Origin of the sequence: Saccharothrix sp. 6-C (genome assembly GCF_016695385.1) — a bacterium.
Taxonomy (GTDB): domain Bacteria; phylum Actinomycetota; class Actinomycetes; order Mycobacteriales; family Pseudonocardiaceae; genus Actinosynnema; species Actinosynnema texasense.
Map to the genome: position 1 here is coordinate 2,271,683 of NZ_CP064192.1, position 14,709 is coordinate 2,286,391.

Annotated in this window: 11 protein-coding genes and 2 pseudogenes; 7 read left to right on the forward strand and 6 right to left on the reverse strand. The window is 70.6% G+C overall.

Features of this window, described 5'->3' with window-relative positions:
- Positions 1 to 23 precede the first annotated feature (23 nt).
- The 3 genes from IOD16_RS10410 to IOD16_RS10420 all read left to right on the forward strand — a co-directional run bounded on the left by IOD16_RS10410 (position 24) and on the right by IOD16_RS10420 (position 3,601).
- The gene (locus tag IOD16_RS10410) at positions 24 to 1,769 is read left to right on the forward strand and encodes a carbamoyltransferase family protein (RefSeq protein WP_201439863.1); all 1,746 of its coding nucleotides are present in this window, start codon (positions 24 to 26) and stop codon (positions 1,767 to 1,769) included.
- Positions 1,770 to 1,835: 66 nt separating this feature from the next.
- Complete coding sequence (locus IOD16_RS10415) at positions 1,836 to 2,783, forward strand: diiron oxygenase (RefSeq protein WP_201439864.1); 948 nt, start codon at positions 1,836 to 1,838, stop codon at positions 2,781 to 2,783.
- 191 nt (positions 2,784 to 2,974) lie between these two features.
- Entirely contained in the window at positions 2,975 to 3,601 is a 627-nt protein-coding gene (locus IOD16_RS10420) for a LysE family translocator (RefSeq protein ID WP_201439865.1), read from the forward strand.
- Here the strand turns inward: IOD16_RS10420 and IOD16_RS10425 are convergent.
- The 6 genes and pseudogenes from IOD16_RS10425 to IOD16_RS10445 all read right to left on the reverse strand — a co-directional run bounded on the left by IOD16_RS10425 (position 3,598) and on the right by IOD16_RS10445 (position 8,605).
- Positions 3,598 to 4,596: an IS481 family transposase gene (locus tag IOD16_RS10425; protein WP_201439866.1), complete on the reverse strand. Its 999-nt coding sequence runs from the start codon at positions 4,594 to 4,596 to the stop codon at positions 3,598 to 3,600. The two genes, IOD16_RS10420 and IOD16_RS10425, sit on opposite strands and share 4 nt — an antisense overlap.
- A gap of 139 nt (positions 4,597 to 4,735) precedes the next feature.
- Positions 4,736 to 5,056 (reverse strand): annotated as a pseudogene (locus tag IOD16_RS40045) (transposase family protein); the annotation flags it as partial.
- Between the two features lie 48 nt (positions 5,057 to 5,104).
- Positions 5,105 to 5,930: pseudogene (locus tag IOD16_RS10430) on the reverse strand (IS5 family transposase); the annotation flags it as partial.
- Between the two features lie 173 nt (positions 5,931 to 6,103).
- Positions 6,104 to 6,733, reverse strand: coding sequence for an MBL fold metallo-hydrolase (locus tag IOD16_RS10435; protein ID WP_123747871.1), 630 nt, complete (start codon positions 6,731 to 6,733; stop codon positions 6,104 to 6,106).
- A complete protein-coding gene (locus IOD16_RS10440; protein ID WP_201439867.1) occupies positions 6,730 to 7,815 on the reverse strand; it encodes an S-(hydroxymethyl)mycothiol dehydrogenase in 1,086 nt (361 codons plus the stop codon). The genes IOD16_RS10435 and IOD16_RS10440 overlap by 4 nt, the downstream gene beginning before the upstream one ends.
- A 160-nt stretch (positions 7,816 to 7,975) precedes the next feature.
- Positions 7,976 to 8,605: a LysE family translocator gene (locus tag IOD16_RS10445; RefSeq protein ID WP_123742468.1), complete on the reverse strand. Its 630-nt coding sequence runs from the start codon at positions 8,603 to 8,605 to the stop codon at positions 7,976 to 7,978.
- 716 nt (positions 8,606 to 9,321) lie between these two features.
- Here IOD16_RS10445 and IOD16_RS10450 point away from each other — a divergent pair.
- The 4 genes from IOD16_RS10450 (at position 9,322) to IOD16_RS10465 (ending at position 14,667) form a co-directional block, all read left to right on the forward strand.
- Complete coding sequence (locus tag IOD16_RS10450; protein ID WP_123742467.1) at positions 9,322 to 10,527, forward strand: ROK family transcriptional regulator; 1,206 nt, start codon at positions 9,322 to 9,324, stop codon at positions 10,525 to 10,527.
- Positions 10,528 to 11,012: 485 nt separating this feature from the next.
- The gene (locus tag IOD16_RS10455) at positions 11,013 to 12,557 is read left to right on the forward strand and encodes a sugar ABC transporter ATP-binding protein (protein WP_201439868.1); all 1,545 of its coding nucleotides are present in this window, start codon (positions 11,013 to 11,015) and stop codon (positions 12,555 to 12,557) included.
- Positions 12,554 to 13,561, forward strand: a complete 1,008-nt coding sequence (locus IOD16_RS10460) for an ABC transporter permease (RefSeq protein WP_201439869.1) — start codon at positions 12,554 to 12,556, stop codon at positions 13,559 to 13,561. The genes IOD16_RS10455 and IOD16_RS10460 overlap by 4 nt, the downstream gene beginning before the upstream one ends.
- 59 nt (positions 13,562 to 13,620) lie before the next feature.
- Positions 13,621 to 14,667, forward strand: a complete 1,047-nt coding sequence (locus tag IOD16_RS10465) for a substrate-binding domain-containing protein (RefSeq protein WP_201439870.1) — start codon at positions 13,621 to 13,623, stop codon at positions 14,665 to 14,667.
- Positions 14,668 to 14,709 lie beyond the last annotated feature (42 nt).

A 14,709-nucleotide genomic window follows, 5' to 3' on the forward strand; every position in this document is an offset into this window, starting at 1 on the left:
CCGGCTCACAGAGAGATGTCACGATGACCTACATCCTGGGACTCAACCTCAGCCACGACCGGTCCGCCGCCATCATCAAGGACGGCGAGGTCGTCGTCGCGATCGAGGAAGAGCGCCTCGACCGGATCAAGCACACCGAGGGCTTCCTGATCCAGGGCCACTTCGAGCGGTTGACCAAAACCCTACCCATGCGGTCGGTCACCTACTGCCTGGACGCGGCGGGTATCGGCATCGACGACATCGGCCTGGTGGTGGGCAACCGGCCGCTGGGTGATGGCGCGGTCCGGCGCATCACCAACGAGCTGCCTATCCGCGACAAGAGCAAAATCCACGAGCTTCCGGTGCCGTCGCACCACATGGCGCACGCCGCCGTCGCGTTCTACCCGGCGCCGTTCGAGGACGCCGCGGTGCTCGTGGTGGACCAGGCCGGTAGCCGGTTCCCCGGTACCAAGAACATCGAGAAGCACACCGTGCTGGTCGGCGAGGGCGTGTCGCTGCGCAGCGTCGCCGCGACAACCTACCCGGTCGACTACACCGACCTGAGCCTCGGCCTGTTCTACGACTTCTTCACTGCCAAGATGAACTTCTTGACCCGATGGGGCACCCCGGAGTTCGGTGTCTTCGGCTGTGGCGGCTACCCCGAGGCGGGCAAGACGATGGGCCTCGCGCCCTACGGGAGGCCCCGGCCGGAGTGGAAGCCCTGGCTGACCTACGACGGCCTGGACATCAGGGTGTCGCAGGACGACCTGGAGAAGATCTGGCAGGAACTCCTGGTCTCGGAGGGCGAGGACTACGACGCCGGGGTGCGCGGCTCGTGGCAGCACCAGTTCGCCAAGGACATCGCGTACAAGATCCAGGAGGAACTGGAGAACGCGTTCCTGCACCTCGCGCGGCAAGCGCACGAGCTGACCGGCAAGAAGTACCTGTGCCTGGCGGGCGGCGTGACGCTCAACTCGGTGGCCAACCAGCGGGTGCGCGAGGAAGGCCCGTTCGAGGACATCTTCATCCCTGCGCCCGCGGGCGACGCCGGCTGCGCGATCGGCGCGGCGCTGTGGGGCTACCACAACCTGTTGGGCGGCACGAAGCGGGTCCCGATGCGACACGCGTCGTTCGGCAGGCGTTATGACCGCGCGGAGGCGCTCAAGGCTCTGGAGCCCTACGAGGGCAGGCTCACCTGGCGTGAGGCCGCCATCGACGAGGTCGCCGAACTGGTGTCGCAGCACTACGTGGTGGGGTGGGTCAACGGCGGCTCCGAGATGGGCCCGCGCGCACTCGGCCACCGTAGCATGATCGCCGACCCCCGGCACCCCGGGATGCGCGACTACATCAACGAGGTCGTCAAGCACCGCGAGGTGTTCCGGCCCTACGCGCCGTCGGTGCTCAACGAGCACGCGGCCGACTGGTTCGACGGCCGGGGTGAGAGCCCGTTCATGCTCCTGGTGCCCGGTGTCCGCGAGGACCGGCAGGCGGCCGTGCCAGCGATCACGCACGTGGACGGCACCGCCCGGGTGCAGACCGTGCGACAGGATGTCAGCCCCGAGTACCACGAGTTGATCAGCGGGTTCTTCCGCCGCACGGGTGTGCCGCTGGTGCTCAACACGTCGTTCAACGACAACGGCGAGCCGATCGTCGAGACGCCGGAGCACGCGCTGCGGACGTTCGCCCGCACCCAGCTGGACTTCTTGTACTTGGACGGCTTGCTCGTCTCGAAGGTCGGCCACGAGCCGCACCCCGACCACCCTCACCGCACCCCGGTGCGGCCCGCCTGACACACCGTAGTCGCCGACCGTCAGCTCTGGGCGGCCAGCGCGCTGATTGCCCGTGGGGAGCTAACCTTGTCATACGAGAAACCCAGGCTGGAGAACATCAAGGCCTTCGACTCCTGGTACGACCGCGCGGGCGTGCGGTCCGGTCCGCGCCGCACCTTCGCGGAGGACGCGGACATCCTTAAGGAGTTCTTCCCCGTGCACCTCGTGCCGCACCTGGGCCACCCCCAGGTGCAGCAGTCTGAGGGACCAATCCAGCGCTACCTGTCCGCGCAGCACCTGTTCCAGTGGCTCAGGTTCACCTCGCACTTCGAGGTGGCGGTGGTGAACCGCGCCACGCAGCGCATCGCCGAAGGTTCCTCGGGCCTGGAACTGCCGAACTGGGCCTGCCTGGTCGCGTTCCAGATCTACGTCGACGAGGGGTACCACTCGCTGTACAGCCTCGACGTGCTGCGGCAGGTCGAGGAGCGGTCCGGCATCCAGGCGCTCCCGTACGACTTCCAGCGGTTCCTGGCCAAGCTCGACGGTGTCGGCCACGAGTACCCCGATTACCGTCTGCTGATTCAGTTGTTGCAGGTGGTGGTGTTCGAAACGCTGATCACGTCGATCTTGATGGACATCCCGAACGACCGGAGCGTCATCGAGGTTGTCCGGGAGACCGTACGGGACCACGCGATCGACGAGGGCAGGCACCACGCCTACTTCTCTAACTTCTTCAAGTACTTGTGGGGCCAACTCGACCACGGGACGCGTCGCCTGGTCGCCACCTTCCTGCCCAGCCTCATCGTGCAGTCGCTCCAGCCCGCGACTCGGCCCGCGACCGCGGCGTTGCTCAAGGCGGGGTTCTCGGAGGCGAAAACGCGGGAGATCGTGGCGGAGTCCTACAACCGCGCGGGAGTCACCGCGAGCATCCGGGTCGCCTCGGCCAAGACGGTCGCGCTGTTCGAGCAGCTCGGCGTGCTGGACATCCCCGGCTCGCGGGAGCGTTTCGTGGAAGAGGGGTTGCTGGACCCCTGACCCCTTCGATCCCTGATGGACACTGCCGGGAACGTCATGCCACGAGTGTGTTGTGGCACGACGTTCCCGGTAGTGTCGTCCCGCCTCCGGCAGGAACCTGACACGACCGGGTGGAAGCCTTCGGTCAGCGCAGACTCGCTTGTTTGCGACAGGGTGTAACCCTACACTGACGAGTCGTGACCACTTCGTCTTTGCTCGGTTTCACCGCTCTGGTGGCCTTGCTGACCATCGCACCGGGTCCGGACATCGCCGTCGTCATGCGCACCGCCATCGGCGGGGGCTGGACGCGAGCGTTCCTGTCCGCCCTCGGGATCACGGCGGGCTGCTTCATCTGGGGTTTGGCCAGCGCGCTGGGGCTTACGGCGCTGTTGGCCGCGTCGTCGGTGCTGTACGACGGTCTGCGCATCGCCGGTGCGCTCTACCTGTGCTGGCTGGGCGTGCAAGCGCTCCGGAGCGCGCGCAAGCCGCTACCCGAAATCACGGACGGCGGCGAGGTGCCGCCGAGTGTGTCGGCGGCGCAGTCGTTCTCCTCCGGCTTCCTGACGAACCTGTTGAACCCCAAGGTCGGTGTGTTCTACCTGTCGCTGCTGCCGAACTTCGTGCCCGCCGACTCGGCCGTGCTGCCGATGACGATGCTCCTGGTCGGGATCCACGCGGTGCTCGGCATCGTGTGGCTGAGCCTGGTGGCGGCGTTGGTGGAGCTGGCGAAGGCGACCTTGACCCGACGCCGCGTTCGCAAGGCGTTCGAGCAGGCGACTGGCGTGGCCCTGATCGGGTTCGGCGTCGGAGTAGGGGTGGAAACCGCGATCGGCGGCTAGTTGTTCTGTCCTGTGAGGTTGGGGACGCGGGTGGCGGGTGGTTGGCCTGCGAGTGCGGTGTGGCCGCGGTGGTGATTGTAGGTATGCAGCCATCGCGGTAGCGCCGCTCGTCGTTCGGCCTCCGAGGCGTAGGGCTGGGCGTAGGCCCATTCGTCGAGCAGGGTGCGGTTGAAGCGTTCGACCTTGCCGTTGGTCTGGGGCCGGTAGGCGCGGGTGCGTTTGTGGGTGACGCCGGCGCCGGCGAGGGTGTCGCGCCACAGGTGTGAGCGGTAGCAGGAGCCGTTGTCGGTCAGCACCCGCTTCACCGTGATCCCGGCGGCCTGGAAGAAGGCGTTCGCCCTGGTCCAGAACTCGGCGGCGGTCTGTTTGGTCTCGTCGGGCAGGATCTCGGTGTAGGCCAGGCGGGAGTGGTCGTCCACGGCGTTGTGCAGGTAGGCGTAGCCGAGGTTGGGGCGGCCGTGGGCCTTGCGTGGCCTGCCCGGGTCGCGGTGGGCGGAGCTGTTGCGCCCGCCGGCCTGCCGTCCGTGGATCTTGTGGCCGCCGCCGTCGGGGATGTTGCCCAGCTTCTTGATGTCGACGTGGACCAGGTCGCCCGGTGCGGCGTGTTCGTAGCGGCGCACCGGCGTGGCGGTGGCGCGGTCCAGGTGGACCAGGCGGGCCAGGCCGAAACGGCGCAGCACCCGGTGCACCGTGGAGGGATTCAATCCGAGCAGGTGGGCGATGCGGGCCGGTCCCCAGCGGCGGGCCAGGCGGACCTTGACGATTCTGCGTTCGCGGCGGGTGGGCAGGCGACGCGGACTGTGGCGGGGACGGCTGGAACGGTCGACCAGACCGGCCTCCCCGTGCTCGCGGTAACGGGAGGCCCAGCGGGCGGCGGTGGTCGGCGAGACCTGGAACCGCTCGGCCGCCCGCCGCAGCGGCCAACCCTCCTCCACGACACACCGGGCCAGACGCAGCCTGCCCACCGGAGTCAGCGGTGCGTTAGCGTGGATCACGAGGGCCTCCGTCAGCTCGGTGCAGATGTCGCAATCCACACCGAACCCGGAGGCCCTCCCTCATTCCAACATCATCCGACTACGTGTCCCGGTGTCCACAACCTCCCAGGGCAGTACAGCTAGTGAGCCGTGTCCAACCTCATCCGGCGGCGAGGTGGAGTGCGAGGACAGCTCTGGTCAGGTTGGTGATGGGGTGGTGGAGCAGCGGAGTCGGCGTAGCAGTCGCCAGGTCTTGAGGGTGGAGGCGGCTCGATCGCCGAGGGGGCGGACGCGGGTGTGGGAGCGGTTGACCGCTTGCTGCCGGAGTGCCCGCTCCTTGATTGGCCTTGTACGCCCAGCACGGAGTGTCCGCCGCGGTGAGAGCGTCGATGATGCCGCGGGTGCGGGCCGCGGTCAGGTCGTGGGCCGAGCCGGGCAGTGCGGGCGAGGTCCACAGCAGTCGTCCGGCCGGGTCGGCGAGGTCTAAGAGGGCATCTGATCTACTTTGGGCGAGTATGTCTGTTTTGCGTAGATCGTTTCGCCACGTTTGGGTGGATTCTCCGGTCAGAACGCGGCTCATTATGTTAGCCATCGCCCAGTGGGTCATCGTGCGTGAGCGTTGCGGCAGGGTCTCGTAGTCGCGCACGAGTCGGCGATGCTGCATCAGCCAACCCAGGGTCCGTTCGACCACCCACCTCTTGGGCAGCACGTGGAACCTGTGCGGCAATCCGTTTGACGACCTTGACGCGGATTCCCCTTCGAGCGCCGTGGCGGACGACCTCGTCGTTGTAGCCGCCGTCCGCCCAGGCGATCGACACGTCCGGTTGCGTGGCGGCCACGTGCTCCAAGAGCTGCCGACCGGCGGTCGAGTCCGAGACCGAGGCCGCGGTCACGATCACCGCGAGCAGCAGGCCGAGTACGTCGGTGGCGATGTGCCGCTTCCGGCCCTTGATCTTCTTGTTCGCATCGATGCCCTGATCGGATTCGTTGACATTGCAAAAATTCTTCACACTCTGCGAGTCGAGGATCGCCGCCGTCGGGGAGGCCGTGCGTCCACTTGCGACACGGACCCGTTCTCGGAGTAGGTCGTGTAACGCCTCGGCGGTGCCGTCGGTCTCCCACTTGGCGTAGTAGTCGTAGACCGTCTTGTACGGCGGGAAGTCGTGCGGCAGGTAGGCCCACGCGATCCCGGTCCGGCACACGTACAGGATCGCATTGACGATCTCCCGCAGGTCGTGCACCCGTGCCGCGGTTCCCGGCCCGCGCCGAGCGGCACGCCACGCCGTCAACGTCGGCTCGATCAACGCCCACCGGGCATCGGACAGGTCACTGGGGTACGCACGCCGAGAGCTCACAGTTGATCAACTTTAAAGCGGTCGGCAAACCGGACAGATCACCCCAAACCAAGATCAGATGCCCTCTCAGTAGCGTGTCGCTGCTTCGCGTGCCTCGACGCTGTCGGCGCGGTGGTCGACACCGGCTTCACCGGTGATCTGCACGTCGACCCGGATCTGCTGACGCCGCGCGGTCACCGGCCTCGGGTGAGCCAGTCGCCCCGGTGCGGAGCTTCCGCGCCGATCGTCGTGTCCTCGCCGTGGCCGGTGTGCACGACCGTCCGCTCCGGCAGGGTCAGCAGCCGCCGCGAGATCGAGTCGACGATCAGGTCGAAGTCGGAGTACGACCGCCCGGTCGCGCCCGGACCGCCGTGGAACAGCGTGTCGCCGGTGAACACCGCGCCCAGGGCGGGCACGTGGAAGCAGCACGCGCCGGGCGCGTGGCCGGGCGTGTGCAGCACGTGCAGCGCGATGTCCGCCACCTCCACCACCTGGCCGTCGGCGAGCTCGCCGTCCGGCGCCACGTCCGGGTGCGTCAGGTCCCACAGGACTCGGTCGGCGGGGTGCAGCAGCACGGGCGCGCCGGTCGCGCGGGCCAGGTCCGGCGCGACGCGGACGTGGTCGTCGTGGGCGTGCGTGGCGAGGATCGCCTTCACCTCCCGGCCGCCGACGACGCGGAGGATCGCGTCCACGTCGTGCGGCGCGTCGATCACCACGCACTCGGTGTCGTCGCCGACGACCCAGACGTTGTTGTCCACGGCGAACGTCTGGTCGTCGAGGCTGAACGTGCCGCGCGTGACGGCGTGGTCGACGCGGGCCATCAGAAGACCACCACCGAGCGCAGCACGTCGCCGTGGTGCATCTTCGCGAACGCCTCCTCGACCTGGTCGAGCGCGATGGTCTCGCTGACGAACGCGTCGAGGTCCAGCCGGCCCTGCCGGTGCAGGTCGACCAGGTACGGGAAGTCGCGGGAGGGCAGGCAGTCGCCGTACCAGGACGACTTCAGCGCGCCGCCCCGGGAGAAGAAGTCGATCAGCGGGAGGTCGATGCGCATGTCCGGGGTCGGCACGCCGACCAGCACGACGGTGCCGGCCAGGTCGCGGGCGTAGAACGCCTGCTGCCACGTCTCGGGCCGGCCGACCGCGTCGATCACCACGTCCGCCCCGAACCCGCCGGTCAGCTCCTTGACGCGGGCCACCACGTCCTCCGACCCGGCGTCCACGGTGTGGGTGGCGCCGAGGCCGCCCGCCCACTCCAGCTTCCGGGGGTCGAGGTCGACGGCGATGATCGTGGTCGCCCCGGCGAGCGCGGCGCCCGCCACCGCCGCCGCGCCGACCCCGCCGCAGCCGATGACGGCGACGCTGTCACCCCGGCCGACGCCGCCGGTGTTGACCGCCGCGCCGAACCCGGCCATCACGCCGCAGCCGAGCAGCCCGGCCACGGCGGGCGACTCGCGCGGGTCGACCTTGGTGCACTGCCCGGCGTGCACGAGGGTCTTCTCGGCGAACGCGCCGATGCCGAGCGCGGGCGACAGCGGCGTGCCGTCGGCCAACGTCATCGGCTGCGCCGCGTTGTGGGTGTCGAAGCAGTACCAGGGCCTGCCCTTCAGGCACGCGCGGCACGCGCCGCACACCGCGCGCCAGTTCAGCACCACGAAATCGCCGGGCGCGACACCGGTGACGCCGTCGCCGACCTGCTCCACGACCCCGGCGGCCTCGTGGCCGAGCAGGAACGGGAACTCGTCGTTGATGCCGCCTTCCCGGTAGTGCAGGTCGGTGTGGCACACGCCGCAGGCCTGCACCCGCACCACCGCCTCACCCGGTCCCGGGTCGGGCACCACGATGTCGGTCACCTCGACCGGGACGCCCTTGCCCCGGGCCACCACGCCACGAACCGTCTGAGTCACTGATGACCTTTCTCGTCGTCGTGCCCGAGCGGGTCGCTCGCACGCGTCGTCGCGGCCGTCTCCACCGCACGGGCTCGTCGAACGCCACCCTCGCAAGCCGGGCCCCCACCCGCAACCGCTGCCGCGGTCGGCTGTTCGAGGCGTTCGCGGTCCTGGCTGGTCAGCGCTCCACGGCCAGCCGGACACCCAGCCCGATGAACACGCCGCCGGTCACGACGTCGATCCGGCGTCGGGCGGCGTGCCTGCGGCGCAGCCAACCGCCGATGCGACCGGCCAGCACGCCGACCGCGCCGTCCACCAGGAACTCCAGCGCGATCAGGATCGCGCCGAGGACGGCGAACTGGAGCCACACCCGCCCCAGGTCGGGGTCGATGAACTGCGGCAGGAACGCGATCGTGAAGGTGACCATCTTCGGGTTCAGCAGGTTGGTCGCCATGCCGGTGAGGTAGGCCCGGCGGCCGGAGATGCCGCCCGCCGCCGGCTCGGCCGCCACGACGCGCCCGCGGTGGCGGATGGCCTGCACGCCCAGGTAGACGAGGTAGGCCGCGCCGACCGTGCGGACCACGGTGAACGCCACCGGCACCGCGGCGAACAGCGCCGCCAGCCCCGCGGCGGCGACGACGACGTGGACGGCCTCGCTCGTCGCGACGCCGGCCGTGGCCAGCAGCCCGGCGCGCGGGCCGCCGCGCATCCCGCAGCCGAGGACGAACAACATGTCCGGGCCGGGCGTGATCATCGCGACGACGGTGGTCACCGTGAACAGGACGAGCAGGTGCTGGTCGATGGGCATACCCGCATGCAACACCCGCCGAGCGCGCCACGCCCGTCAATTTCCCGGGCGACGGGACCGGTGGCGCCGGACGTCCGGAGTGGACACCCGGGATTGTGGGACCCCTTCGGCACATCACGTGTCGAGGGTCGGTGTCGGTGGCGGGCAGGCGGCGCGGCGCGGCGTGGTTGGCGGAGGCGCATCCCGGCGCGTCGGTGGTGGGCGTGACGACGTGGCGGACCTGCGCACCCCGCTCTCCCACGCCGCCCTGATCGCCGCCCACCCGACCAACCGCCGGCCGTCCCGATTCACCGCCCGCCGAACGGACCCCAGCCGCGTCGACCACCGCATGCGGAAGCCCTCGGGCCGTGCTGATCACGCACTCGGCCGGCCACCAACCCGCACTGGCGGCCCGCTGCTCGGCGGGCCGCCGGCCGTCCTGACGGCTGCGCGCTTGGCGAAGCTCCGGCGGGCGCCGATGGCCGCGCCCTCGGCGGGCGACCGGCGAGTGCTGATCGCTGCGCGCCTTGGCGGACACCGGCCGCGCCGATGATCGCGGACTTCCTGGATGTGCGGCGGGTGTTGGTCGTCGCGCTGTGGCGCACACCGGCCGTGCCGGCGCTTGCGGGCTTCGCGGACCGCGGCCGGCGCCGGCCGGCCGCGTGCCTGGTGGACTGCCGGTGGGTTCGTGGCGGTGGTGGCGCACCAGGGCGGTCCGGTGGCCGTAAATTGGTGCCATGAGCAGCGCGACGGGCAGCGGTCAGCAGCCGCGGGTGGTTTCCGGCAGGCAGTCCGAGCTGCTGGGCCTGCTCCGCGACGAGGGCGCGATGTCCCGGGTCGCGCTCGGCGAGCGGCTGGAGTTGCCGCGGGCCAAGTTGACCGCCGAGCTGGGCAGGTTGGTGGACGTCGGCCTGGTCCAGGTCGGGGGACCGGCGGCGAGCCGGGGCGGGCGGCGGTCGACGCTGGTCCACCTGGCCGACGACCTGCGCGTGCTCGGCGTGGACGTGGGCGCCACCTCGGTCCGGGTGGCGGTCACGGACGGCCGGTGCGAGGTGCTGGAGAGCCGCAGCGAGGAGTGCGACGTGCGCGGCGGGCCGGCGCCGGTGCTGAGCCGCGTCGCCGAACTGGCCGACGTCGTCTACGCCAAGGCGTCGGGCCGGCTCATCGGCGCGGGCATCGGCCTGCCCGGCCCGGTGAGCTTCCGCGACGGCATGCCGGTCGCACCGCCGATCATGCCCGGCTGGGACCGCTACCCCGTGCGCGACGAGCTGGCGGGCCGGTGGGGCTGCCCGGTGACGGTCGACAACGACGTGAACGCCATGGCGCTGGGCGAACGCCACGCGGGCGTGGCCCGGTCGCTGGAAGACCTGATCTTCGTCAAGGTCGGCACCGGCATCGGCTGCGGGATCGTCCTCGGCGGGAAGGTGTACCGGGGCGTCGCCGGGACCGCGGGCGACATCGGGCACATCAGGCTGGACGACTTCGGCCCGGCCTGCGCGTGCGGCGAGGTCGGCTGCCTGGAGGCCTACTTCGGCGGCTCGGCGCTGGCCCGTGACGCCACCACCCTGGCCCGCAGCGGTCGTTCCGTCGCCCTGTCCACCACCCTGCACGACAAGGGCCTGCTCACCGCCGAGGACGTCGGCACCGCCGCCGCGGCCGGTGACTTCGCCGCGGCCAACCTGGTGCGCGAGGGCGGCAGGCGGCTCGGGCACGTGGTCGCGTCCCTGGTCAGCTTCCTGAACCCGGGCATGGTCGTCATCGGCGGCGGCGTCTCCCGGCTGGGGCACTCCCTGCTCGCCGAGGTGCGCAGCGCCGTCTACCGCCGCTCCCTGCCCCTGGCCACCGGCAACCTGCCCATCGTGCTCTCGGAGCTGGGCGACCTGGCCGGCGTGACGGGCGCGGCGTGGTCCGCCACCGACCGCGCCTTCTCCCCGGCCGGATAGCCACCCGAGCCCCGAGCCACCCCGGCCGCCGCCGGACCACCCGCCGGCACCGCGACTCTCCTCACCGCGCCACCCGCTGCGATCCGCGCCCCGGGTACCGCGCGCCTCCCGGGCATCGTGACCGTCCCGAGCCCGCGTCCCGCCGCGCCCACGCCCGAGCGCCCGCCGCTCCCCAGCCCGGCCGTTTCGGAGCCGCAATCGCGAGCTTCCGTCAAAACCGACCCTACTTTTGCAACGAATCGACAAAAGTGAGGCCAAGTTCTTGTCAGACCGCGCGATCAAATGTCAGGATCTGCCGCAACCCACCCCCGAACGTGAGCTGGACCACCCCGTTCGATCGCCTCCCTCAACGAAGTCGGAGCCACGATGCAGGCGCAGGTCGAAGGCAGGCGCGAGGCCGTCGTCGAAGGCGTGTCGACAGCCGGCCGGGCGCCGGACCAGGACAGCGACCCGAAGACGCGCGGCTCACGAGAAGGGGATTCGGCATGACCCTGCTCCGGATGGCCGGCATCGGCAAGACGTTCCCCGGCGTGCGCGCCCTGGACCAGGTGGACCTGGAAGTCGCCGAGGGCGAGGTGCACTGCCTGCTCGGCCAGAACGGCGCGGGCAAGTCCACCCTGATCAAGGTGCTGGCCGGCGCGCACCAGCCCGACGACGGCGAGATCTCCTGGCGCGGCACGAGGACCACCCTGCCGTCGCCGGTCGCCGCGCTGCGGCTGGGCATCGCCACCATGTACCAGGAGCTTGACCTGGTGTCGGACATCTCGGTGGCGGAGAACGTGTTCCTCGGCCACGAGCCCGCCAGGTTCGGCTTCACCCGCCGCCGGGCGGCCCGCGACCTCACCAGGACGTTGATGACCCGCCTCGGCCACCCCGAGATCGGCCCCGACCGCGAGGTGGGCCTGCTGTCCGCGGCCGGTCAGCAGCTGGTGTCGATGGCACGCGCGCTGGCGCACGACGCCCGGCTGATCGTGATGGACGAGCCGACCGCCGCCCTGGCCGCCGACGAGGTGGACAACCTGTTCCGCATCGTCGGCGAGCTGACCAAGGACGGGGTCGCCGTCCTCTACATCTCCCACCGCCTCGAAGAGATCCGCCGCATCGGCAGCCGCGTCACCGTCCTGAAGGACGGCCGCACGGTCGCCGCGAACCTCCCCGCCGACACCCCGACCGCCGACCTGGTCGACCTGATGTCCGGCCGCAAGGTCGAGACGGTGTTCCCGCACCGCGAGGCGTCCACCGCGGACACCACGCGCGAGGTGCTCACGGTCACCGGACTGAGCCGCGAGGGCGAGTTCCGCGACGTCGGCTTCCACGTGCGCGCGGGTGAGATCCTGGGCATCGCGGGCCTGGTCGGCGCGGGTCGCAGCGAGATCCTCGAGACCGTGTTCGGCGCGCGGAAACCCGACGCCGGGCACATCGCGGTCGACGGGAAACCGGTGCGGCCGGGCAGCGTGGTCGCCGCGGTGAAGGCGGGCATCGGCCTGGCGCCCGAGGAGCGCAAGGCGCAGGCCCTGCTGCTGGACCTGCCGGTCGCGCACAACGTGACGCTGTCCAGCCTCCCCGCCTACAGCCGCGCCGGGTTCCTGGACCGGGCCCGCGAGCTGAAGGACTCCAAGACCACCCTCGAACGGCTCGAGCTGCGTCCCGCCGACCCGCGCCGGCTGGTCGCCGAGTTCTCCGGCGGCAACCAGCAGAAGGCCGTGGTGGCCCGGTGGCTGGTCCGGGGCTGCAAGGTGCTGCTCCTGGACGAGCCGACGCGCGGCGTGGACGTGGGCGCGCGCGCCGAGCTGTACCGGGTGATCCACGAGCTGGCCGCGGCCGGCGTGGCCGTCGTGCTGGTGTCCAGCGAGGTCGCCGAGGTGCTCGGCCTCGCCGACCGGGTGCTGGTGCTGCGCGACGGCGAGGTGATCGCGGACCGGCGCGCCGACGAGCTCACCGAATCCGCCGTGTTGGACATGGTGATGGCGGGCAGCGCCGTCACCGAAGCCGCCGTCACCCCAGATGACGCGCCTGAGGAGACCCCGTGACCGAGGCAAGGGTCCTCGACCCGAAATCCGCCGCACCCCAGGAGCCGCCCAAGCAGCGGCGCAACCTCGACCTGAGGCTCACCGGGCTGCTCGGCGTGCTGGTGGTGCTGTGCGTCGTCGGCTACGCCACCCGGCCCGACAGCTTCCTCACCGAGGCCAACATCTCCACCATGCTGCGGCTCGCCGCGGCGATCGGCGTGGTCAGCGTCGGCATGACGTTCGTGATCATCAGCGGCGGCATCGACCTGTCCGTCGGCTCGATCGTGGCGTTGTCCGGCGTGTGGATGACCACCGTCGCCACCCAGTCCTACGGGCCCGTGGTGATGGTGCTGTGCGCCCTGCTGGTCGGCCTCGGCTGCGGCCTGGTCAACGGGGTGCTGATCTCCTACGGCAAGATCGTGCCGTTCATCGCCACCCTCGCCATGTACGCGTCGGCGAAGGGCCTGGCCGAACGGCTCTCCGGCCGCCGCACGCAGGTCGTCACCGAGACCGGGTTCTCCACCTTCTTCCGGGGCGACATCCTCGGCGTCCCGGTGCTGATCTGGATGCTGGCCGCGGTGTTCGCGGTCGGCTGGGTGCTGCTCAACCGCACCACGTTCGGCCGCCGAACGTTCGCCGTCGGCGGCAACGCCGAAGCCGCCCGCCTGGCCGGCATCGACGTCCGCAGGCACACCGCGCTCGTCTACGGCATCGCCGGCCTGTGCTGCGGCATCGCCGCGCTCATGGTCGTCGCCCGCACCACGTCCGGCGCGTCCACCAACGGCATGTTCTACGAGCTGGACGCGATCGCCGCGGTCGTCATCGGCGGCACCCTGCTCAGCGGCGGCCGGGGCTCGCTGATCGGCACGCTGATCGGCGTCCTCATCTTCACCGTGGTGGGCAACATCTTCACCCAGAACAACCTCGACACCGACATCCAGAACATCGCCAAGGGCGTGATCATCATCGCCGCGGTGCTCCTCCAGCGCACCACCGCCCGCCGCCGCGGCACACGCGCCACCTGACGCGCACGGCACACCCACCACCCCCACACCCGACCCGACACACCGCCCGGGAGTCAGCCATGCCCTCACTCGACCGCCGCCGCTTCCTCTGGGGAACCACCGCCGTCGGCACCGCCGCCCTGCTGGCCGGGTGCACGTCCAACGAGTCCGCCAACACCGCGCCGAACGCCGTCGCGGGCGGCTCGGGCCAGAACACCCAGCCGGGCAAACAGGTCACCATCGGCTTCTCCGCGCCCGCCGCCGACCACGGCTGGATGGCCGCGATGACGAAGAACGCCAAGGCGCAGGCCGACGAGTTCTCCGACGTCACGTTCAAGGCCACCGAGGGCACCAACGACGTCAACCAGCAGATCGGCCAGGTCGAGACGCTGATCAACGACAAGGTCGACGTGCTGGTCGTGCTGCCGTTCGACGGCAAGGCCCTCACCGAGGTCGGCCGCCAGGCCATGGACGCGGGCATCCCGGTGATCAACCTGGACCGGGTCTTCGACACCCCGCTCGCCTACCGGCTGTGGATCGGCGGCGACAACTACCGCATGGGCGTCAACGCGGGGGAGTACATCGCCTCGCAGCTGAAGGCCAAGAACATCGCGAACCCGATCATCGGCGAGGTCGCCGGCATCGACTCGCTGCCGCTGACCCAGGAGCGCAGCAAGGGCTTCAGCGACGCCCTGGCGAAGGCGGGCTTCGCCGTCGGACCGCGCGTCTCGGCGTCGTTCACGTCCGAGTCCGGTGAGCAGCAGACGGCCAACCTGCTCCAGTCGGCGCCCAAGCTGGACGCGCTGTGGAACCACGACGACGACCAGGGCATCGGCGTCATGGCCGCGATCGACAGCGCCGGCCGCAAGGAGTTCGTCATGGTCGGCGGCGCGGGCTCGCGCAACATGATGGACCTGATCAAGGCCGACAGCGGCGTGGTCAAGGCGACCGTCCTCTACAGCCCGTCGATGGCGTCCTCGGCGATCGCGCTGGCCAGGCTGCTCGGCCAGACCAAGGGCATCGGCGACATGGCCGAGCACGACATCCCCGCGTCCATCACCACCTACTCGGCCGTGGTGACCAAGGAGAACGTCGACCAGTACCTCGACGTCGGCTTCGACTCCTGACCGGGTCGGCGGACCGACGCCGTCACCGGATCGACACTGCTG